At 72.8% G+C, this 20,492-nt stretch carries 18 protein-coding genes and 1 pseudogene; 13 read left to right on the top strand and 6 right to left on the bottom strand.

Annotation, left to right across the window (positions count from 1 at the left end; translation table 11 throughout):
- Positions 1-1,352: 1,352 nt before the first annotated feature.
- Positions 1,353-3,518, bottom strand: a complete 2,166-nt coding sequence (uvrB, locus tag ACQP2P_RS36155) for an excinuclease ABC subunit UvrB (protein WP_433608664.1) — start codon at positions 3,516-3,518, stop codon at positions 1,353-1,355.
- A 400-nt stretch (positions 3,519-3,918) separates the two neighbouring features.
- Positions 3,919-4,500, bottom strand: a pseudogene (gene coaE, locus ACQP2P_RS36150) (dephospho-CoA kinase); the annotation flags it as partial.
- Between the two features lie 123 nt (positions 4,501-4,623).
- Here coaE and ACQP2P_RS36145 point away from each other — a divergent pair.
- Together ACQP2P_RS36145 and ACQP2P_RS36140 are read left to right on the top strand one after the other, a co-directional pair.
- Positions 4,624-4,887: a hypothetical protein gene (locus ACQP2P_RS36145; protein WP_433608662.1), complete on the top strand. Its 264-nt coding sequence runs from the start codon at positions 4,624-4,626 to the stop codon at positions 4,885-4,887.
- Between the two features lie 92 nt (positions 4,888-4,979).
- Positions 4,980-5,903: a hypothetical protein gene (locus tag ACQP2P_RS36140; RefSeq protein ID WP_433608660.1), complete on the top strand. Its 924-nt coding sequence runs from the start codon at positions 4,980-4,982 to the stop codon at positions 5,901-5,903.
- Between the two features lie 3 nt (positions 5,904-5,906).
- Here ACQP2P_RS36140 and ACQP2P_RS36135 read toward each other — a convergent pair whose 3' ends face one another.
- Complete coding sequence (locus tag ACQP2P_RS36135; protein ID WP_433608658.1) at positions 5,907-6,200, bottom strand: antibiotic biosynthesis monooxygenase family protein; 294 nt, start codon at positions 6,198-6,200, stop codon at positions 5,907-5,909.
- A 16-nt stretch (positions 6,201-6,216) separates the two neighbouring features.
- Here ACQP2P_RS36135 and pnuC point away from each other — a divergent pair, with 16 nt between their 5' ends.
- From pnuC to ACQP2P_RS36095, 8 genes are read left to right on the top strand one after another with little or no spacing between them, the layout of a single operon-like run.
- Positions 6,217-6,846, top strand: coding sequence for a nicotinamide riboside transporter PnuC (pnuC, locus tag ACQP2P_RS36130; protein ID WP_433608656.1), 630 nt, complete (start codon positions 6,217-6,219; stop codon positions 6,844-6,846).
- A complete protein-coding gene (locus tag ACQP2P_RS36125) occupies positions 6,831-7,925 on the top strand; it encodes an AAA family ATPase (RefSeq protein WP_433608654.1) in 1,095 nt (364 codons plus the stop codon). Before pnuC ends, ACQP2P_RS36125 begins: the two co-directional genes overlap by 16 nt.
- A 10-nt stretch (positions 7,926-7,935) precedes the next feature.
- A complete protein-coding gene (locus tag ACQP2P_RS36120) occupies positions 7,936-8,859 on the top strand; it encodes an STM4015 family protein (RefSeq protein WP_433608652.1) in 924 nt (307 codons plus the stop codon).
- The gene (locus ACQP2P_RS36115; protein ID WP_433608650.1) at positions 8,856-9,890 is read left to right on the top strand and encodes an STM4014 family protein; all 1,035 of its coding nucleotides are present in this window, start codon (positions 8,856-8,858) and stop codon (positions 9,888-9,890) included. The genes ACQP2P_RS36120 and ACQP2P_RS36115 overlap by 4 nt, the downstream gene beginning before the upstream one ends.
- Positions 9,887-10,681: an STM4013/SEN3800 family hydrolase gene (locus ACQP2P_RS36110; protein WP_433608648.1), complete on the top strand. Its 795-nt coding sequence runs from the start codon at positions 9,887-9,889 to the stop codon at positions 10,679-10,681. The genes ACQP2P_RS36115 and ACQP2P_RS36110 overlap by 4 nt, the downstream gene beginning before the upstream one ends.
- Positions 10,675-11,973, top strand: coding sequence for an STM4012 family radical SAM protein (locus ACQP2P_RS36105; RefSeq protein WP_433608646.1), 1,299 nt, complete (start codon positions 10,675-10,677; stop codon positions 11,971-11,973). Before ACQP2P_RS36110 ends, ACQP2P_RS36105 begins: the two co-directional genes overlap by 7 nt.
- Entirely contained in the window at positions 11,970-12,815 is an 846-nt protein-coding gene (locus ACQP2P_RS36100; RefSeq protein ID WP_433608644.1) for an STM4011 family radical SAM protein, read from the top strand. Before ACQP2P_RS36105 ends, ACQP2P_RS36100 begins: the two co-directional genes overlap by 4 nt.
- Positions 12,816-12,832: 17 nt before the next feature.
- On the top strand, positions 12,833-13,168 hold the full coding sequence (locus tag ACQP2P_RS36095) for a hypothetical protein (RefSeq protein WP_433608642.1): 336 nt from the start codon (positions 12,833-12,835) through the stop codon (positions 13,166-13,168).
- A 1-nt stretch (position 13,169) separates the two neighbouring features.
- Here the strand turns inward: ACQP2P_RS36095 and ACQP2P_RS36090 are convergent, their stop codons facing one another.
- Positions 13,170-14,039 (bottom strand): transglycosylase SLT domain-containing protein, encoded by an 870-nt coding sequence (locus tag ACQP2P_RS36090; RefSeq protein WP_433608640.1) that lies wholly within the window; start codon positions 14,037-14,039, stop codon positions 13,170-13,172.
- A gap of 100 nt (positions 14,040-14,139) precedes the next feature.
- Here ACQP2P_RS36090 and typA point away from each other — a divergent pair, with 100 nt between their 5' ends.
- On the top strand, positions 14,140-16,005 hold the full coding sequence (gene typA, locus ACQP2P_RS36085) for a translational GTPase TypA (RefSeq protein ID WP_433608638.1): 1,866 nt from the start codon (positions 14,140-14,142) through the stop codon (positions 16,003-16,005).
- 98 nt (positions 16,006-16,103) lie between these two features.
- On the opposite strand, the gene ACQP2P_RS36080 is transcribed toward typA, so the two are convergent.
- Complete coding sequence (locus ACQP2P_RS36080) at positions 16,104-17,096, bottom strand: terpene synthase family protein (protein WP_433608636.1); 993 nt, start codon at positions 17,094-17,096, stop codon at positions 16,104-16,106.
- An 82-nt stretch (positions 17,097-17,178) separates the two neighbouring features.
- Positions 17,179-18,195, bottom strand: a complete 1,017-nt coding sequence (locus ACQP2P_RS36075) for a TerC family protein (RefSeq protein WP_433608634.1) — start codon at positions 18,193-18,195, stop codon at positions 17,179-17,181.
- Between the two features lie 376 nt (positions 18,196-18,571).
- Between ACQP2P_RS36075 and ACQP2P_RS36070 the strand changes: the two genes are divergently transcribed.
- Together ACQP2P_RS36070 and ACQP2P_RS36065 are read left to right on the top strand one after the other, a co-directional pair.
- Entirely contained in the window at positions 18,572-18,874 is a 303-nt protein-coding gene (locus ACQP2P_RS36070; RefSeq protein WP_433608632.1) for a hypothetical protein, read from the top strand.
- Positions 18,875-18,926: 52 nt separating this feature from the next.
- On the top strand, positions 18,927-20,369 hold the full coding sequence (locus ACQP2P_RS36065) for a DUF6745 domain-containing protein (protein ID WP_433608630.1): 1,443 nt from the start codon (positions 18,927-18,929) through the stop codon (positions 20,367-20,369).
- Positions 20,370-20,492: the final 123 nt, after the last annotated feature.

Below are 20,492 nucleotides of genomic sequence, written 5' to 3'. Positions count from 1 at the left end.
ACGCGGGCTCGGCCGTGGACCGTCGAGGGCGGCCTGAGCGGCGCTCGGATCGTGCTGTTTCGATCCGCGTGTGCGCAGTCGGTCGCCGGGCGGTGTCGTTGCACACGTCGCCCGGGGACTCGGAGGGACGCGGGCTCGGCCGTGGACCGTCGAGGGCGGCCTGAGCGGCGCTCGGATCGTGCTGTTTCGATCCGCGTGTGCGCAGTCGGCCGCCGGACGGCGTCGCTGAGCCTGAGGCGTTGCCGCGGCGTGCGCGGGCGCGGGATGAGCGTCGCACAACCGTTGGCGACGCGTCAGTCACAGAGGGTTCTGGCCGGTGGTTGTGGGGCCCATGTTCGTGTTCGCGGCGGTGCCCTGGGCTGCGAGCGAGATGTGGTCGTGCGGTCTGCCGACGGTGAGTTGTGAGCGGGGACGGCAAGGAGCGGCGTGGATCGGGCCCGGGGCCGGGCGCGCTGGAGGCGCCTGCGGCGGCCTGCCGACGGTGAGTTGTGAGCAGGGCGGCAAGAAGCGGCGCGGTCGGCGGATCGGGCGCGCTGGGATACCTCAGCGAGCGGCGTTGGAGATCATCGGTGGCCGGTTGCTGAGGGTCACGCGGGCCTGCCGGCGGTCGCGTTGTCCCGTGCCCCATGCGAGACGTGGCGATGATGTGCTTCGAGCGGGGACGGCAGGGAGCGCCGCGGCGGCGGATCGGGCGCGCAGGAAGGCGCCTGAGACACGCGCGAAGCGCGGTGGGCGGCCTGCGACCGGTGAGATGCGACCAAGAATCGCCTGGAGCGCCGGGGCGGCGGATCGGGCGCGCCGGAAGGCGTCTGGGGGCGGCCTGCGGGCGGTGAGGTGCGAGCGAGAAGCCGCCTGGAGCGCCGGGGCGGCGGATCGGGCGCGCCGGAAGGCGTCTGGGGGCGGCCTGCGGGCGGTGAGGTGCGAGCGAGAAGCCGCCTGGAGCGCCGGGGCGGCGGATCGGGCGCGCCGGAAGGCGTCTGGGGGCGGCCTGCGGGCGGTGAGGTGCGAGCGAGAAGCCGCCTGGAGCGCCGGGGCGGCGGATCGGGCGCGCACGAAGGCGTCTGGGGGCGGCCTGCGAGCGGTGAGGTGCGAGCGAGAAGCCGCCTGGAGTGCCGCCGTGCCGGATCGGGGACGGGCGCTGCTGCGCGCCAGCGGGTCGCGCTCCGGCGACCCGTGGCCGGGCGGCCAGGCCGCTGGCCGGCGCCGGCGGTCGGTGGGCGCGCGCTGGGAGGCGCGGGGTTGCAGGGTGGCCGGAGCCGGGCGGCCCGCGCACGTGGCGCTGCGCGGGCGGCCCGGCGATCGATCGGCGGACAGCCGGGCCGGTGGTAGACGACGTCGTCGGTGCTCAGTGGCTACTTCACGCCGGCCACGTCCATGGCGCGTAGCTCCTTCTTCAGTTCGGCGACCTCGTCGCGCAGGCGTGCCGCGAGCTCGAACTGCAGCTCGCGCGCCGCGCCCAGCATCTGGTCGTTCAGGTCCTGGATGAGGGTCGCGAGCTCGGCGCGGGCCATGCCGGCGCGGGCCGGAGCGGCGGGAGCGCCGGACGCCGCCGCCGTGCCCTTCGTGCCGCCGCCCTTCTGGCGGGCGCGGGTGTTCTCCGGGGACTTGCCGCGGCTCATCTGGCGGCCGCCGCCGATGACCACCGCGCCGCCCGGGCCGTGGCCGGAGACGGCGCCGGCGGTGTCCTCGGCCTCGCGGTAGATGTCGTCGAGGATGTCGCCGAGCTTCTTGCGCAGCGGCTGCGGGTCGATGCCGTTGGCCTTGTTGTACGCCTGCTGCTTCTCCCGCCGCCGGTTGGTCTCGTCGATCGCGAGGGCCATCGACGGCGTCATCTTGTCGGCATACATGTGCACCTGCCCGGACACGTTGCGCGCCGCGCGGCCGATGGTCTGGATGAGGCTCGTGCCCGAGCGCAGGAACCCCTCCTTGTCGGCGTCGAGGATCGCGACCAGGCTCACCTCGGGCAGGTCGAGCCCCTCGCGGAGCAGGTTGATGCCGACCAGCACGTCGAACTCGCCGCGGCGCAGCTCGCGCAGCAGCTCGACCCGGCGCAGCGTGTCGACCTCGGAGTGCAGGTAGCGCACCCGGATGCCGTGTTCGAGCAGGTAGTCCGTGAGGTCCTCGGCCATCTTCTTCGTCAGCGTCGTGACCAGCACCCGCTCGTCGCGCTCGGTGCGCAGCTTGATCTCGTGCATGAGGTCGTCGATCTGGCCCTTGGTCGGCTTGAGCACCACCTCGGGGTCGATCAGGCCGGTCGGGCGGATCACCTGCTCGACGAACTCGCCCTGGGTCTTGCCCAGCTCCCACGGCCCCGGGGTCGCCGACAGGTAGACCGTCTGCCCCACCCGCTCCTCGAACTCGTCGAAGCGCAGCGGCCGGTTGTCCTGGGCGCTGGGCAGCCGGAACCCGTGCTCGACGAGGGTCCGCTTGCGGGAGGCGTCGCCCTCATACATGCCGCCGATCTGCGGAACCGTCGCGTGCGACTCGTCGATGACGGTCAGGAAGTCGTCCGGGAAGTAGTCGAGCAGGCAGTGCGGCGGGCTGCCGGCCTCGCGCCCGTCGATGTGCCGGGAGTAGTTCTCGATGCCGTTGCAGAACCCGACCTGCCGCATCATCTCGATGTCGTAGGTCGTGCGCATCCGCAGCCGCTGGGCCTCGAGCAGCTTGCCCTCCCGGTCGAGCTCGGCGAGGCGCTCCTCGAGCTCCACCTCGATGGCGGCGATCGCCCGCTCCATGCGCTCCGGCCCGGCCGCGTAGTGCGTCGCCGGGAAGATCAGCAGCTGGTCGGTCTGGCGGATCTCGTCGCCGGTCAGCGGGTGCAGGTAGGAGAGGCGCTCGATCTCGTCGCCGAAGAACTCGATGCGGATCGCGAGCTCCTCGTAGGCCGGGATGATCTCCAGCGTGTCGCCCCGCACCCGGAAGGTGCCGCGGTTGAACGCCAGGTCGTTGCGCGTGTACTGAATATCGACGAGCCGCCGCAGCAGCTTGTCCCGGTCGATCTCCTCGCCGACGCTGACCTTCGCCGCGCGGTCGAGGTATTCCTCCGGCGTGCCAAGGCCGTAGATCGCCGACACGGTCGCGACCACGATGACGTCGCGCCGGGTCAGCAGGCTCATCGTGGCCGAGTGCCGCAGCCGCTCGACCTCCTCGTTGATCGAGGAGTCCTTCTCGATGTAGGTGTCGGTCTGCGGGATGTAGGCCTCGGGCTGGTAGTAGTCGTAGTAGCTGACGAAGTATTCGACCGCGTTGTGCGGCATCAGGTCGCGGAACTCCTTGGCCAGCTGCGCGGCCAGGGTCTTGTTGTGCGCGAGCACCAGCGTCGGGCGCTGCAGCCGCTCCACGAGCCAGGCCGTCGTCGCGCTCTTGCCGGTGCCGGTCGCGCCGAGCAGCACCGTGTGCCGGTCGCCGCCCCGCACCCGCTTGGCGAGGGCGTCGATCGCCGCGGGCTGGTCGCCGGAGGGTTTATATTCGCTGACCACCTCGAAACGGCGGTCCAAGCGTGGGATGTCGAGCGCCATGCCCCCAACCGTACGCGGGGGGTATGACACTTTCCGGGTCCTCGCCCTCGGTGGCCGGACGTATTCAACCCGGCGATTGTGTGGGGAACATCACCGGTCTACCGTAGATGCCGTAGGCCGCTCGCGGCGGCCGACCGGAGAGCCGGCCCGCCCATCACGCAGGCCCTCCCGGCGCCCGGTTGCAGCCCTGGCCCGTCACGGCCGGCGAGCGCACCGAGGTGGGATCGCGCCACGCGCGACCGGCCGCCGCGAGCGCCTGGACGTCCCGGGTCCATGCCCGGGCGAGCCCAGCCGCGGGCGCCTGGACGTCCCGGGTCCATGCCCGGGCGAGCCCAGCCGCGGGCGCCTGGACGTCCCGGGTCCATGCCCGGGCGAGCCTAGCCGCGGGCGCCTAGGCGGCCAGAATCCGTTCCCAGGCCGCGGCCACGGCCCGGTCCAGGTCCGCGACGGAGCCGTCGTTCTCGATGGCGATGTCCGCCACCGCCCGCCGCTGCTCGTCGGTGGCCTGCGCCGCGATCCGCGCCATGGCCTCGTCGCGCGCCATGCCCCGGATGCGCACGAGCCGGTCGAGGCGCGTGTCCAGCGACGCGAAGACGATCACGACAAGGGAGTACAACCCGGTCATGCCCTTCTCGACGAGCAGCGGCACGTCGTTGACGACGATCGAGCCCGCGGGTGCCGCCGCCACCAGCTCGGCCGACCGTTGCCGCACGAGCGGATGGGTGATCTCCTCGAGCCGCCGCCGCGCCGATGGGTCCGCGAAGACGATGCGGCCCAGCGCCGGGCGGTCCAGCGCCCCGGACGCGTCCAGCACCCCGGCCCCGAACGCCTCGACGACCGCGGCGAGGCCCGGCGTCCCCGGCTCGAGCACCTCGCGGGCCAGCCGGTCGGAGTCGATGATCACCGCGCCGAGCGCCGCCAGCCGCGACGCCACCGCGCTCTTGCCGCTGCCGATGCCGCCCGTCAGCCCGATCATCTTCATGACGCCATCACACCCGAAGGTGAATCGCGGCGCCCCGCCGGGGTCCGGACGGCGTGTGCTGCACGCATTGTGAGGATTGTCAAGATACCTTCCGACTCAAGCGGAAGATCATGGGGGAAGATCATGACAGTGGGGCGACACAGCCTGGGCCGGCCGGGCCTCGCGCACCGCGATTGGGCTGGTTTCATCACGCAGGGTAACGGTACGGCGCCGTCGGGTCGCCGGCCCGCGCGCCGCCCGCGCCATCGCCGCGTCAACCCACGCTGGCGCACGACCTCCGACGGCTGGGCGTTCCTGGTCGCGGCCGCGGTGCTGGGCATGCTGGCCGTGAGCGGCTGGTATACGGCCAGCGGCGCCACCGCGGTCGCGCAGATGATGGCTCGTTAGTCGGTCCGTTCCGCCGTGGCGCGCGCCGTGGCCGTTCAGCGATACTCTCCCGGGCAACCGCACAATTGCCAGGGACCAGAAGGACGCGCCGCATGCAGCCGGAGAACGGCCAGGACCAGGTCAACGGGTCGCCACCGCCGCCCAAGCCGAAGAGCCGGCGCGGCTGGATGTCGGACTCGCCGCTGGACGGCGGCTCGGGCTGGCCCACGTCGGCCTACGCGATCGTGCCGCGGCAGCCCGCGCCGCCGAAGGCCGAGGAGACGGCGGCGGAGACGGCGGCGGAGCCGGCGACGCAGCTCGCACCCGAGCCGGCGCCGGTGCCGGAGGCGGAGCCGCAACCCTCGCGCGCGGGGCGGATCGGCGTGCTGATCATCGGCCTCGTCGTGCTGGTGATCGCGGCCGTCGGGGGCGTCCTGGCCACGCGTGAGACGAAACCCGACAACAAGGACCTGACCGAGACCGTCGCCGCGCCGGGTCCCACGACCGAGCCGGCGCTGCCCGTCGTCGTCGGCAGCGGCAGCTCGCGGCCGAGCGCCGCCACGACGGCGAGCGCGCAGACGAGCGCCGGGCCGAGCCTGGCCGGGAGCGCGGGCGCGAGCGCGGAGACGACGGTCCCGGCCGCGCCGCCCAGCACGGCGATCCTCCGGGCGGGCACGGCCCAGTTCGTGGTCCTGGCCGGCCAGGCCGACGAGGCGTACGACTTCGACAGCGGCATCAAGCAGGCCGCCGGCGCCGATGCCACCGCGGGCGCGATCGGCGTCAGCGCCGCCAACGGCGCCAAGTTCGCGCTGCTGCTCAGCGCCGACACCCCGTCGCTGGCCGCGTGCACCGCGCTGCCCGAGGACCGCTGGGTCAGCCAGGTCGTGATCGGCAGCCTCGTGCCGGGGGCGCGGGTGTGCGTGCGCACCAGCGAGGGACGCTACGCCTGGTTCATGACCCGGGCGGGCGCGCTCGTCACCGGTGCGCTCTACACGTCGAACCTGGACTTCGTGGTCTACAAGAAGAGCGGCGACTGAGCGCTACACCGTGACGTCGGTGAAGTGCTCCACACGGGGGGCTCCGTCGAAGAACGGCCCGATGAGCCCCCGCCACTGCGTGAACCGGTCGGTGGCCCGGAAGTTGTCCAGGTGCGCCTCCACCGAGTCCCACTCCACGAGCAGCACGAACCGCGACGCGCTCTCGATCCCGCGGGTCATGCGCACCGAGCGGCACCCCGGCGTCGTGGCCAGCACCTCATGGGCCTTGCGATAGGCGGCGGCGAACTCGTCCTCGCGGCCTTCGAGCACGTCGATCAGTGCGACTTCCAGAACCATCCAGCTAGGGTAGACCGTGCTCGACTGGCTGGCCTCGCCGGCGTTGCAGGCGTTCGGTGCCCCAACCACCTGGGCTGAGCTGCTCGGATTCGCCAGCGGCCTGCTCTGCGTCGCTCTCGTCGTGCGCCAGCACATCGCGAACTGGCCGGTCGGGATCGCCAACAACCTGCTGTTCATCGTCGCCTTCTGGCACGCCGGGCTCTTCGGTGACGCCTGGCTGCAGGTCGTCTACGTCGCCCTCGGCGCCTACGGCTGGTGGTGCTGGAGCACCGGGCGGCTGCAGCAGCGGGTGCGCACCACGACACGGGCCGAGTGGTGGTGGCTCGCGGCCGCGGGCGTGCTGCTGAGCGTGGCGCTGTGGTGGTACCTCGAGCGCTTCACCGAATCCACGGTCCCCTGGCCGGACGCGCTCACGACCGCCGTGTCACTGCTCGCGACCTACGGCCAGACCAGGCGCCTGGTGGAGAGCTGGTGGCTGTGGATCTCCGTCGACGTCGTCTACATCCCGCTGTACGGCTACAAGGACCTCTGGCTCACCGCGCTGCTGTACCTCGTCTTCCTGACGCTGTGCGTCTTCGGCCTGCGGGCCTGGCGGTCCGAGCTGCGCCGTGTGCCGGAGGGGAGCCCCGCGTGGTCCACGGACTAGTCGTCGGCAAGTTCTACCCGCCGCACGCGGGCCACCATCACCTCATCGACACCGCCGCCCGCGCCTGCGACGAGGTGACCGTCGTCGTCGCGCCCTCGACGGTGGAGTCGATCCCGCTCGAGGACCGGGTCGCGTGGCTGCGCGAGGTGCACGCCGCGTCGCCGCACGTGCGTTTCGTCGGCATCTACGACGACACCCCGATCGACTACGGCTCCGAGGCCGCCTGGGACGCCCATGCGGCCACGTTCCGCCGGGCCGTCGGCGGGCGGAAGGTCGACCGGGTCTTCTCCTCGGAGGCGTACGGCGAGGAGCTGGCCCGCCGCTTCGGCGCCCGCCACGTCCCGGTCGACCCGGCCCGCGGCACGGTGCCCGTCTCCGGCACCGCCGTGCGCGCCGACCCCGTCGCCCACTGGGACAAGCTCGCGCCGCCGGTGCGCGCGTGGTTCGCGAAGCGGGTCGTGGTCGTCGGCGCGGAGTCGACGGGCACGACCACCCTGGCCCGGGCCCTGGCCGCGCACCTGCGCCTGCGCGGCGGGGCGTTCGCCGGCACGGCCTGGGTCGAGGAGTACGGCCGCACCCTGACCGCGCTCAAGCTGGCGCGGCTGCGGCCGGGCGAGACGATGGCCGACCTGGTGTGGACGCGCGACGACTTCGTGACCGTCGTGCGGGAGCAGAACGCCGCCGAGGACGCCGCGGCGCGGGCCGGCGGCCCGGTGCTCGTCTGCGACACCGACAGCTTCGCGACCGCGATCTGGGAGGAGCGCTACCTCGGCCACACCTGCGAGCCGGTCCGCGCCGCCGCCCGCCGGCCGGACCTGTACCTGCTCACCAGCGACGAGGGCGTCCCGTTCGAGGACGACGGCATGCGCGACGGCGAGCACCTGCGCGCCTGGATGACGGGCCGGTTCCGCGACGAGCTCGCCGCGTGCGGGGTGCCCTGGATCGAGCTCACCGGGCCGTACCGCCGCCGCCTCACCACCGCCGTCGCGGCGGTCGACGACGTGCTCGCCGCGGGCTGGAATCTGGCATCGCCGCTGCTCCCGGCCGACTCGAACAGTATTGTCGGAGGGTCCTGCTAACGTCCCGCCCATGACGATCGGCAGCAACCTCACCACCTTCGCGGGCCTGCCCGTCCGGCCGTTCGAGCCCGGCACCCGGGTGCAGCGGCGCGGTGAGCGGGTCGCCTGGCGGATCAGCGTCGGCTACGACGACGGTGAGCGGGAGGTCGCCGACGCCCTCGAGGCGCTCATGAGCACGGTCGGCGCGCACCACATCACCGCGCTGGTGATCGGCTCGTGGGGCGAGCCGCACGCCTTCGGCCCGCCGCTGCACCTGCTCACCGCCGCCCGCGACCGGCTCACCGAGCTGCGCGCGCTGTTCATCGGCGAGATGACCTACGAGGAGTGCGAGATCTCCTGGATCAACCAGGGGGAGTATGCGCCGCTGCTGGGCGCCTTCCCGGCCCTGGAGGTGCTGCACATCCGCGGCGCCGACGGGCTGCGGCTCTCCCCGGTGCGCCACCGCCGGCTGCGGGAGCTGTGCGTGCAGAGCGGCGGGCTGCCGGCCTCGTTCATCCGCGGCTTCAACGACTCCTCGTTCCCCGCCCTCACGGACCTGGAGCTGTGGCTGGGCACCCGGGAATACGGCGGTGACGCGGTCGTCGACGACCTCACCCCGATCATGACCGGCACCGAGCTGCCCGCGCTCAAGCGGCTGGCCCTGTGCAACGCGGAGATCGCCGACGACGTCGCCACGGCCCTGGCCGCCGCGCCCGTCGTGGCCCGGCTGGAGAGCCTCGACCTGTCGATGGGCGCGCTGTCCGACGCCGGCGCCGAGGCGCTGCTGCTCGGCCAGCCGCTGACCCACCTGCGCTCGCTCGACCTGTCGCACCACTTCATGTCGCAGGAGATGGCCGCCCGGTTCGCCGAGGAGCTGCCCGGCGTCCGCGTCGACGTCTCCGACGAGCAGGAGACCGACGAGGACGGCTTCAGATACGTCTCGGTCGCGGAATGATCACCATCGTCGGCATCCCGGGGCACCGGCGGGTGGAGCTGTTCCGCGCCGCCGCCGTGGCCGCGGGGTGGCCCGCGCCCGCGGTCGTGGGCTGGCGGGACGTGTGCGCCGGCGACTTCGCGCTCGCCCCCGGATCCATGGTGCGGCTGGAGTCGCCGGGGGAGGACGCGGAGGTCGACCGGCTGCTGCGCGGCGCCGACCGGCCCGCCGGGCACGGCGAGATCGTGGGCCTCGCCGCCTGGTATGCGGGGTTCGTCGCCGCCGCCCGCAGGGTCGAGCGCGCCGCCACCGGACCGCTCACGACGCCGGTGGACGAGCTGGCCGTCATGTTCGACAAGCGCCGCTGCCACCGGCTGCTGCGGGAGCACGGCGTGCCGGTCCCGGCCGGGTTCGCGGCCACGAGCTACGCGGAGGTCCGCGCCGCCGGCTGGCCGCGGGTCTTCGTCAAGCCCGCGCACGGCAGCTCCGCGTCGGGTGTCGTCGCGCTGGCCTTCAACCGGAGCAGGGTCAGCGCCCGCACCTCGGTCGGCGTCGAGGACGGGCGGCTCTACAACGAGCTGCGCGTGCACCACTACACCGACGAGCGCACGGTCGCCGCGATCATCGACCGGCTCGGCGCGGACGGCCTGCACGTCGAGCGCTGGTTCCCGAAGGCCACCCACGCCGGCACGGTCTTCGACCTGCGGGTCGTGGTCATCGCCGGCCGGGCGAGCCACGTCGTCGCCCGCACCAGCCGCACCCCGCTGACCAACCTGCACCTGGGCAACGCCCGCGGCGACCTGGCCGCGATCCGGGCCGCGGCGGGACAGCAGCGCTGGACGGCCGCCCTGCGGACGTGCGAGCGGGCCGCCGCGTGCTTCCCGGGCAGCCTGCACGCCGGCGTCGACCTGATGTTCGCGCCCGGCTTCGCCGAGCACGCCGTCGCCGAGGTCAACGCGTTCGGCGACCTGCTGCCGAACCTGCTCGTCGACGGGCGCGACACCTACGCGGCCGAGGTCGCGGCCCTGCCGAGCTGGGCGGTGCCGGTGTGAAGTCGCTCCTGGGCACCCACGACCTGCTCTTCGTCACGCTCGACACGCTGCGCTACGACGTCGCCGCCGGCCTGCTCGCCGCCGGCCGCACGCCCAACCTGGCCCGGGTCCTGCCCGGCGGCGCGTGGCAGCGGCGGCAGTCGCCGGCCTCGTTCACCTACGCGGCCCACCACGCGTTCTTCGCCGGGTTCCTGCCCACGCCGCCGACGCCCGGCCCGCACGAGCGCCCGTTCGCGGCCCGGTTCGCCGGCAGCACCACCGTCGGCGCCGACACCTGGGAGTTCGACGCGCCGGACGTGGTGACCGCGCTGCGCGCCGAGGGCTACCACACGATCTGCCTCGGCGGCGTCGGGTTCTTCGCGATGACCTCCCCGCTCGGCAGTGTCCTGCCGGGCCTGTTCGACGAGGCGCACTGGTCGCGCGCGTCGGGCGTCACCAACCCGGCGTGCTTCGAGGTCCAGCTCGAGACCCTGCGAGCCGTGCTCCCCGGCGCCGGGCCGTTGTTCACCTTCGTCAACGTCGCCGCGCTGCACCAGCCCAACAAGCATTACCTGCCCGGCGCCGAGGAGGACTCCGTCGAGTCGCACGGGGCGGCGCTGGAATACGTCGACCGCCACCTGCCGCGGCTGCTGCGCCTGGTGACCTCGCGCGGCCGCCCCTGCCACGTCATCCTGTGCAGCGACCACGGCACCGCCTACGGCGAGGACGGGCACACCGGCCACCGGGTCGCGCACGAGGTCGTGTGGACCGTGCCCTACGCCGAGCTGACGCTGGAGGCGGGCGCATGGTGAACCTCGGCTCGCCGTACCAGGGCTACCTGTACGCGTACCCGCACAAGACCGCCTATCGCCCCCTCGACCCCCGCCCCCGCCTCGAGGACGTCTGGGCCGGCGAGGACCCGGCGAAGCTGTTCCTCTACGTGCACGTGCCCTACTGCGAGATGCGCTGCGGCTTCTGCAACCTCTTCACCCGCGCCAACCCGCCGCACGAGCAGGTCACCGCCTACCTCGCCCAGCTGCGCCGGCAGACGGCCCGCACGATGGCCGCGATCCCCGGCGCCCGGTTCGCGCGGGCCGCGATCGGCGGCGGCACCCCGACCTATCTCACCGCGCCCGAGCTGACCGAGCTGTTCGACCTGATCGAGGACGGCACCGGGTTCGAGCGGGGGCCGATGTCGGTCGAGACCTCCCCGGCGACGGCCACCCCCGACCGGCTCAAGGTGCTCAACGAGCGCGGCGCGACCCGGATCAGCATCGGCGTGCAGAGCTTCCTCGACGCCGAGGCCCACGCCGCCGGTCGGCCGCAGCACCGCCCCGAGGTCGACCGGGCCCTCGACGCGATCCGCGCCGCCGGGCCGGCCGGGCTCAACATCGACCTCATCTACGGCATCCCCGGCCAGACCCGCGCCACCTGGGACGAGTCGCTGAGCACGGCGCTGCGCTGGGCCCCCGAGGAGCTGTACCTCTACCCGCTCTACGTCCGCCCGATGACCGGCCTCGGGCGGCGCGGCAAGGGCGCCGACCCGCAGTGGGACGCGCAGCGCCTGGAGCTCTATCGCCACGCCGTGGCCCGGCTCACCGCCGAGGGCTACGAGCAGCGCTCGATGCGCCAGTTCCGCCGGCCGGACGGCCGCCCGGACACGCCCGACGAGTACTGCTGCCAGGACGACGGCATGCTCGGCCTCGGCTGCGGCGCCCGCTCCTACACGCGGGCGCTGCACTACTCGTTCGACTACGCGGTCGGCGTCGCGCACGTGCGGGGCATCCTCGCCGACTACCTCGCGCGGCCCGCGGCCGACTTCGACGTCGCCGAGGTCGGGTTCGCCCTCGACGCGGCCGAGCAGCGGCGCCGCTGGCTGCTCAAGTCGCTGCTGCGGGCCGAGGGCGTGGACCCGGCGGGGTATTCGGCGCGCTTCGGCACCTCGGTCGACGACGACTTCCCGGCCCTGGCCGGGCTCCGCGACGCCGGCTACGCCGAGGGCCACCGGCTCACCGCCGAGGGTCTCGCCCACTCCGACGCCATCGGGCCCTGGCTCATCTCGGCCGGTGTCCGCGAGGCCATGGCCGGGCACGTGACGCGATGAGGATCCTCTACCGCGGTCCGCTGGCCAGCTGCAACTACGACTGCCCGTACTGCCCCTTCGCCAAGCGCCGCGACCCGCCCGAGCTGCTGCGCGCCGACCGGGCCGCGCTGGAGCGGTTCGTCGGGTGGGTCCGCGCCGCCGACGAGCCGGTGGAGGTGCTGTTCACGCCCTGGGGCGAGGGGCTCACCCGCAGCTGGTACCGAAGCGCCCTGATCGAGCTGTCCCACCTGCCGCACGTGGGCCGCGCCGCGATCCAGACGAACCTGTCGGCCCGGCTCCGCTGGGTCGCGGACGCGGACCCCGCGAAGCTGGCGCTGTGGTGCACGTACCACCCGGGTCAGACGACGCAGGAACGCTTCCTGGCCGCCAGCGCCACGCTGCGGGAGCACGGCATCCGGCACTCCGTCGGCATCGTCGGCCTCCCCGGGCACCTCGAGGCCGCCGGGCGGCTCAAGGAACGGCTCGGCCCGGGCGTGTACCTGTGGGTGAACGCCGCCGACGGCCACGTCTACGGCGCCGAGGAGGAGGCGGCCTGGACGGCGATCGACCCGCTGTTCGGCTACAGCGTCCGGCCGCACCTGTCGCTGGGGATGCCGTGCCGAACCGGCGACGAGGTCGTCTCGGTGTCCGGCGACGGCACCGTGCGCCGCTGCCACTTCGTGCCCGAGGTGCTGGGCAACCTCTACGACGGCTCGTGGACGGCCCGGCGCGGCGAGCGGCCCTGCCCGAACGCGACCTGCGACTGCCACATCGGCTACGTGCACCTCAGGACGCTGCCGCTGTACGACGTCTTCGCGGGCGGTGTGCTGGAGCGCATCCCTGGCGGGGGCCCCGGGTGGTAGCCGCCATACTGGACCGCATGGACAACCTGATCGCGTTCGCGTCGCGACGGCTGGTGGAGGACGAGTCGCTGACCCCGGGATACGTGTACCACGACCCGGAGGACGCCACCCTGCCGCCCGGCCCCGGCGGACGCACGGCCAGCGGCTGGAACCTGCTCGTCGGCGACGAGACCGACGAGCAGCTGGCCGACGCGGGCGAGCTGCTCATGCCGGAGCTGGAGTGGCTGATCGAGCGGTATCCGGCGTTCGGCAAGATCGTCGCCGCGGGCTCGGAGGGCCGGCAGTTCGAGTGGGACGCCGACGCCGGCCGTTACACCGACGTCGGCCCCTCGACCGGGTTCCCGGAGGACTGAGCTAGTAGTTCCCGGCGCGGCTGGCTGTCATGAGGGCGCGTACGTTCTGCACGTACTGCGGGTTCGGATACACCCCGCCCGCGTAGTCGACCCCGCCGGGACCCCAGTTGTACGCGGAGATGACCGCGTTGAGCAGTTTCGTGTCGGTCATGTCGTAGGTGCCGAGCTTGGGCCCGAAGTACGCGATGAGCCAGGCGAGGTAGTTCGCGCCGAGCATCACGTTCTGGTCGGGCTTGGTGCGGTCCCAGCTCGTGCCGAAGCGGGTGTTCACGAAGGTCTGGGTGCTCGGCATGATCTGCATCACCCCGAGGCCGCCGTCACACGCCGTGATGTCCGTCTGCCACCCGCTCTCCTGCTCGGCCACGGCGTAGAGCAGCCGCTGCGGCACCACGATCTGCTCGTAGTCCGGATCGGTCTTAGTGCCCCAGAAGTGCGTGGTCGCCGCCTTGTCGAGGTACCCCTTCACGGTCGCCTTGGGCAGCTGGTTCGTCCCGCGGACCGGCGTGCACGTGGTGTGCGGCGGGGCCGGGGGCAGGACCGTCTCGGTGACCTTCGGCGACGGCTTCCTGGTCGGCTTCTTCGTCTGCGTGGGGGCCTTCGACGTCGGCGGGGCCGAGGTCGTCTCCGCGATCTCGACGGGCGCCTCGGTGCTCGGCGGTGCCGCCGAGACCGGTGCGATCGGCACGGACCCGTCGTGCCGCTCCTGCGCGGCGGGCTTGCTGGGGCCGGTGCCCTTGACCAGGGTGGCCCCGATCACCCCGCAGCCGACCAGCACCACGGCCACCGCGACCGTGACCGCGATCCATCCGAGGTTGCGCTTCGGCCGACGCCGCTCTTCGTAAGCTTCGAACTCCGCAGTGTCATCGTCCATCGACGTGTGTTCTCCTCCCCGTGCACGTCAGGCTAGCCCCAATCACCAGACGCGCGGGACCCCCGATTTCTATGTCACGGCGCCTGGAACAATGGAGGACATGCAGACCCGTTCAGACCTCCGCAATGTGGCCATCGTCGCCCACGTCGACCACGGCAAGACCACCCTCGTCGACGCGATGTTGCGGCAGTCCGGCGCGTTCCACGCCCGCGCCGAGCTCACCGACCGGGTCATGGACTCGATGGACCTCGAGCGCGAGAAGGGCATCACCATTCTCGCCAAGAACACCGCGGTGCGCTATGTCCCCCAGGACGGCGGCGACCCGGTCACGATCAACATCATCGACACGCCGGGCCACGCCGACTTCGGCGGCGAGGTCGAGCGCGGCCTGACCATGGTCGACGGCGTCGTGCTGCTGGTCGATGCGAGCGAGGGCCCGCTGCCGCAGACCCGGTTCGTGCTGCGCAAGGCGCTCAAGGCGCGCCTGCCGATCATCCTGGTGATCAACAAGGTGGACCGCCCCGACGCGCGGATCAAGGAGGTCGTCGACGAGACCTACGAGCTCTTCCTCGACCTCGACGCCGACGAGGAGCAGATCGACTTCCCGATCGTCTACGCCTGCGCCCGCGACGGCATCGCCTCGCTGACCCAGCCCAAGGACGGCACGGTCCCCGAGGACAGCGACAACCTGCAGCCGCTGTTCCGCACGCTGCTCGACACGATTCCGGCGCCCGCCTACGACGAGGACGCCCCGCTGCAGGCCCACGTCACCAACCTCGACGCGTCGCCGTTCCTCGGCCGCCTGGCCCTGTGCCGGGTCCGCCAGGGCCGCATCCGCAAGGGCCAGACGGTGGCCTGGTGCCGCGAGGACGGCACCCAGACCAACGTGCGCATCTCCGAGCTGCTCATGACCGAGGCGCTGGAGCGCAAGCCGGCGGAGGAGGCCGGGCCGGGCGACATCATCGCCGTGGCCGGCATCGGCGAGATCATGATCGGCGACACGCTCGCCGACGCCGAGAACCCTGTGCCGCTGCCGCGCATCACCGTGGACGAGCCGGCCATCTCGATGACCATCGGCACCAACACCTCGCCGCTGGCCGGCAAGGTCAAGGGGGCCAAGGTCACCGCCCGCCTGGTGCGCGACCGCCTCGAGCGCGAGCTCGTCGGCAACGTGTCGCTGCGGGTGCTGCCGACCGAGCGCCCGGACGCGTGGGAGGTCCAGGGCCGCGGCGAGCTGGCGCTGGCGATCCTGGTGGAGCAGATGCGCCGTGAGGGCTACGAGCTCACCGTGGGCAAGCCGCAGGTGGTGACCCGGGAGATCGACGGCAAGGTCTACGAGCCGACCGAGCGGCTCACGATCGACGCGCCGGAGGAGTACCTGGGCGCGATCACCCAGCTGCTGGCGACCCGCAAGGGCCGCATGGAGCAGATGGTCAACCACGGCACCGGCTGGATCCGCATGGAGTGGCTGGTCCCGGCCCGCGGCCTGATCGGCTTCCGGACCGAGTTCCTCACCGACACCCGCGGCACGGGCATCCTGCACCACGTGTTCGAGTCCTACGAGCCGTGGTACGGCGAGCTGCGCACCCGCGCCACCGGCTCGCTGGTCGCCGACCGCTCGGGCGTGGCGACGCCGTTCGCGATGATGAACCTGCAGGAGCGCGGCTCGATGTTCGTGGAGCCGACCACCGAGGTGTACGAGGGCATGATCGTCGGCGAGAACTCCCGCGCCGACGACATGGACGTCAACATCACCAAGGAGAAGAAGCTCACGAACATGCGCTCGTCGGCCGCGGACGAGACCGAGAAGCTGATCCCGCCGCGCAAGCTGTCGCTGGAGCAGGCCCTCGAGTTCTGCCGCGAGGACGAGTGCGTGGAGATCACGCCGGAGGCGATCCGCATCCGCAAGGTCATGCTCGACCAGAAGGACCGCGAGCGCGTGGCCCGCAAGCGGGCGCACTCCTAAGGGCAGAAGCCAAGAGCGATCATTGCTCGGGTCCGCGTCACCTGCGGACCGTTGCTCCCGCCAGGAATCCCGGCGTCCGTCGTGGCAAGAGCGGCGTCCTACTCCGTAGGGCGCCGCTGCGCCGGGACCTCCTCGGGCGTGTAGCGGCCCGACTCCAGCGACCAGTCCACGTTGCCGCGAATCCAGTGGACCAGGTCGCCGACGCCGATGACGCTGCTCGGGTCGCCCCACCAGCGCGCCTCGAGCCGGTCCCGGGCGACCTGGAACTCCAGCACCCGGGCGTCGTGCTCGGCCACCGCCGCGAGCACGGCCTCGTCCAGCTCCAGCCGGTGCTCGCGCTGGAACGAGAACACGATGTTGTGGTGGTCGCCGACCGCCGCCTCCTTCGGCCACGAGATCAGGTCGTTGAAGATCCCGATCACCGTGCCGGCGGTGCGCCGGGCGGTCGCGAAGTCCGGGTCCTCGACCAGCCCCGCCGGCAGCTCCACGCCGTGCATCGGCTCGATGAGGTCGAAGAACATGTCGGTCGCGGCGCTGTGGTGGCGCATGCGGCGGTACTCGTCCAGCAGCGGCGGCCGGTCCGCGATCCGGTTGCCGGCCTCCCAGAGCGTGCCGGCCAGGTAGTCCGCCACGTGCCCGACGAACCGTTCCCGCCAGGCCGGGCTGACCCGCGGCTCGGTGCGCCGCCACACCTCGCCCAGCGCCGAGGCGAGGGGCCGGCCCAGCGCCGCGTCCAGGACCGGCGCCGGCTGCTGGTCACGCAGCAGCCGCACGACCTCGTTCACCGCCGCGCGGGCGGGTTCCGGGTCGCGTACGAGCGCCCGCTCCAGCAGGTCGTCGAGCACGAAGATGCTGATCAGCCACGCGGTGGCCAGGCGCAGCTCGGGCTCGGCGGCGTCCGGGTGGGCGCGGCACATGAGGTTGGCGAACCGGGCCTTCGCGAAGGTCGCGCGGGCGCCGGGCCGCTCGAGCAGCCCGTGCCGCGTCGCCCAGTGCAGCGACCACCGCTGGACGGCGTCGGCGTGCGGGGAGATCCGCGGCGTGAACGGGCACAGCACTGAGGGGGCCGACAGTTGGCCCCGGTACGTCATTTCGTGCAAGATGCATCACCTGCCCGCCGTGGTACCCCATCCTCGCGCCGATTGACCCGCAACGCGAGGGCTGTCGCGGTATTCATACGTTTTTGTGAGCCTTGTCCGGTTGTGCGGCTGCTGCACGCTCGTCACGCCGCGCCTTGACCAGCGATGCGACGGTCGTGATGGCCAGGGTCCCGATGATCACCGCGAGTGACGTCTGGATGCCGATGTGCGGGGCCCAGGAGACGTGCTGGCCGTCATTGATGAACGGCAGGTTGTTGTCCGCGAGCGCCTCCAGGAACAGCTTCACGCCGATGAAGCCGAGCACGACGCTGAGGCCGATCGAGAGGTACACGAGCCGGTCGAGCAGGCCGCCGATCAGGAAGTACAGCTGCCGCAGCCCCATCAGGGCGAACACGTTGGCGGTGAAGACCAGGTAGGGCTCGGCGGTGAGGCCGAAGATCGCGGGGATCGAGTCGAGCGCGAAGATAAGGTCCGTCGTGCCGATCGCGATGAGCACCACGACCATCGGCGTCATGTGCAGGCGGCCGCGCTCGTCACGCGCCGTGAGCCGCGACTCCTGATACTTCGGGGTCATCGGCAACACGCGCCGTGACCAGCGGATCAGCGCGTTCTCCTTGAAGTCCTCCGCCTCGGTCTCGCCCTGCGTCGCGAGCTTGACCGCCGTGTAGATGAGGAACGCGGCGAAGATGTAGAAGACCCACGAGAACCGGCTGATCGCGGCCGACCCGACCGCGATGAACCCGCCGCGCATCACCAGCGCGAGCACGATCCCGATCAGCAGCACCTTCTGCTGATACTGCCGAGGCACCTTGAACCGCGACAGGATGATCACGAAGACGAACAGGTTGTCGACGGAGAGGCTGTACTCGGTCAGCCAGCCCGCGTAGAACTCGCCGGCGTAGTTCCCGCCCCACTTGGCCAGCACGAACAGGCCGAAGAGGAGGGCGAGCCCGACATACACCGTGACCCAGATCGTCGATTCCTTGATCGACGGCTCGTGGGGCCGTCGGGCGACGATCGCGAGATCGAACAGCAGAATCGCGCCCAGCCCGACGAGTGTCGCGGTCCAGACCCAGCCGGCAACGTCCACGTGAAATTCCTCCGGTAGACACACCACAGGCCACGCCGGCCCAGGAGGGCCGCGCGGGCTGTGTAGTTGACACCGGAGGTCTCTTCCGCCACCCGCCGAAGCCGGATGACCGACGGCGCCGGGTGTGACCCCCACGTCACCGTGGGGCACCGTGCTGACGACGACCGCCGCGGGGGAATACTCCCCTCCTGTTGCTCGTCAACCATTGTCCACCAGGCCGCCACGTCCGGACGCGCAGGGGGCGAAAAATGTCGTACCCCCCGTCTATCGTGCGGTGCGTCGGTCAGGGCGCGGGGCAGGGCGTCTCAACGTTCACTCATGTCCGCGCCGTCCGCGCAGGTGGAGGGGGAGTGCGATCGTGTATCGGCAAGGTGACGTGCTGTTGGTGCCAGTCCCGGCCGCGGAGGTTCCCGCGACCGCCGTCGCAGCACCCCGCGACCGCGCGGGCCGCATGGTCCTGGCCCGCGGCGAGGCCACGGGCCACGCCCACGTGATCGTCGGCCCCGACACCCTGCTCCTGGCCGACCGCGACGACATCGACCGCCTCTTCGTGAGGATCGTCACCAAGGCGCGGGTCGTCCACGAGGAGCACGGCACCATCACCATCCCCGCGGGCGACTACCGCATCGTCCGCCAGCGCGAATACGTCCCCGGCGCCTACCGCTACGTGGCCGACTGATGACCGCGCCGCTGCCGCCGCCCCCGTCCCGCGACCGTTGGATGGCCGACCGATGACCTCCACCCTGACCACCGCCGAGTCCCGGGCCGCCGCGCTCGGCGCCGTCTCCGCCAAATGGCTGGCCGCGGGCCTGTCCACCCAGCCGGCCGACCGCCCGGCCGCCGAGGAGGCCGTCCGCCTGGCCTACCGCTCGGCCGGGCTCCCGGCGCCCCGCCACATCGTCTGGTTCGCCTCCCCGCTGGCCGGCGCGCGGGCCGCGGCCCTGCTGACCGGCCGCCGGGGCCTGCCCGGCACCCCGGCCGACCCCGCCGACCACGCCATCGAGGCCGAGCTGCGCGCCCAGGGCTGCCCGCCCGTCCACGGCTCGGCCGGCACCTCGGTGCGCGCCGCCATCCGCACCAACCCCTGGGCCGCCGCCCGGGCCGAGGCCCACGACCTGCTGGGCCCCGACGGCTGGGCGGCCCTGTGGTCGGCCTGCGGCGCCGACGTCTGGCGCCTGATCAACGACCGCATCGCGACCCCGCTGCGCACCCACCTGCGCGGCGAGCTGCCGGTCCACGCCCGGGCGGTGCTGCTGGACGCGGTCGGCGGCCAGCACGACGCAGGCTGGCTGGCCGCCTTCGACGCCTCGGCCGCCCCCGCCCCGCCCGCTCCGGCTTCGGTCACCCCGCCCGCTCCGGCTCCCGCCGCCGCGCCCGCTCCGGCTCCCGCCACCCCGCCCACTCCGGCTTCCGCCGCCGCGCCCACTCCGGCTCCCGCCGCCACGCCCACTCCGGCTTCCGCCGCCCCGCCCGCTGCGGAGCCCGCGTTCAGCGCCGGCCCGGTCGGCGCGGCGGCCTGGGCCGCGACCCGCGCCGCCACGCCCGCGGGGCCGGTCTTCAGCGCCGGCCCGGTCGGCGCCGTCTGGGCCACGGCTGGCACCGGCACCGGCGAGGCCGCCCTCCACACCGTCCAGCGCCTCGCCGGCCTGGCGGGGGTGGCCCGCTCGGCCGGCTGGTGGTGGCCCTACGCGAACGTCGCCATCCTGACGGACCGCCCGGACGCCGTGCACCGCGACAACATCGGCCGCCTCCACGCCGCCGACGCCCCCGCCCTGCACTACACCGACGGCTACGCCCTGCACGCCTGGCGCGGCATGCCCATCCCGTCCGAGCTGGTCGACCGCCTGGGCCGGCTGACCCACCGCCAGATCGCCGACGAACGCAACGCCGAGCTGCGCCGCGTGATGCTGGAGCACTTCGGCTACGAGCGCTACCTGCGCGCGGCTGGCGCCCATCGCGTGTCGCAGGACGAGACCGGCACCCTGTGGCGCCTCACCTTCAGCGACGACGAGCCCCTGGCCATGGTCGAGGTCGTGAACAGCACCCCGGAGCCGGACGGCACGAGCCGCGTCTACTGGCTGCGCGTGCCCCCGGCGACGCGAACCGCCCGCGAGGGCGTCGCGTGGACCTTCGGCCTGACCGAGGCCGAATACCGCCCCCTGATCCAGACCTGACGCCCCTGCTCTTTCCCGGCACCGGTCCTTCCCGGCACCGGTCCTTCCCGGCACCGGTCCTTCCCGGCACCGGTCGTTCTAGGCACCGGTCGTTCTAGCTAGGCACCGGTCGCGCTCGCCGGT

The sequence above is a fragment of the Dactylosporangium sp. CA-139114 genome (assembly GCF_050955725.1).
In the GTDB taxonomy this organism is placed as follows: Bacteria; Actinomycetota; Actinomycetes; order Mycobacteriales; family Micromonosporaceae; genus Dactylosporangium.
The sequence above is the reverse complement of the archived record's forward strand: the minus strand, read 5'-3'. Positions and strand labels throughout refer to the sequence as shown.

What these genes read in the sequence shown, in the direction of transcription:
- uvrB (WP_433608664.1), bottom strand. Translation starts at nt 3,518, where the DNA reads ATGGCGCTCGACATCCCACGCTTGGACCGCCGTTTCGAGGTGGTCAGC.
- ACQP2P_RS36145 (WP_433608662.1), top strand. Translation starts at nt 4,624, where the DNA reads ATGACAGTGGGGCGACACAGCCTGGGCCGGCCGGGCCTCGCGCACCGC.
- ACQP2P_RS36140 (WP_433608660.1), top strand. Translation starts at nt 4,980, where the DNA reads ATGCAGCCGGAGAACGGCCAGGACCAGGTCAACGGGTCGCCACCGCCG.
- ACQP2P_RS36135 (WP_433608658.1), bottom strand. Translation starts at nt 6,200, where the DNA reads ATGGTTCTGGAAGTCGCACTGATCGACGTGCTCGAAGGCCGCGAGGAC.
- ACQP2P_RS36120 (WP_433608652.1), top strand. Translation starts at nt 7,936, where the DNA reads ATGACGATCGGCAGCAACCTCACCACCTTCGCGGGCCTGCCCGTCCGG.
- ACQP2P_RS36115 (WP_433608650.1), top strand. Translation starts at nt 8,856, where the DNA reads ATGATCACCATCGTCGGCATCCCGGGGCACCGGCGGGTGGAGCTGTTC.
- ACQP2P_RS36105 (WP_433608646.1), top strand. Translation starts at nt 10,675, where the DNA reads ATGGTGAACCTCGGCTCGCCGTACCAGGGCTACCTGTACGCGTACCCG.
- ACQP2P_RS36100 (WP_433608644.1), top strand. Translation starts at nt 11,970, where the DNA reads ATGAGGATCCTCTACCGCGGTCCGCTGGCCAGCTGCAACTACGACTGC.
- ACQP2P_RS36095 (WP_433608642.1), top strand. Translation starts at nt 12,833, where the DNA reads ATGGACAACCTGATCGCGTTCGCGTCGCGACGGCTGGTGGAGGACGAG.
- ACQP2P_RS36090 (WP_433608640.1), bottom strand. Translation starts at nt 14,039, where the DNA reads ATGGACGATGACACTGCGGAGTTCGAAGCTTACGAAGAGCGGCGTCGG.
- typA (WP_433608638.1), top strand. Translation starts at nt 14,140, where the DNA reads ATGCAGACCCGTTCAGACCTCCGCAATGTGGCCATCGTCGCCCACGTC.
- ACQP2P_RS36080 (WP_433608636.1), bottom strand. Translation starts at nt 17,096, where the DNA reads ATGACGTACCGGGGCCAACTGTCGGCCCCCTCAGTGCTGTGCCCGTTC.
- ACQP2P_RS36065 (WP_433608630.1), top strand. Translation starts at nt 18,927, where the DNA reads ATGACCTCCACCCTGACCACCGCCGAGTCCCGGGCCGCCGCGCTCGGC.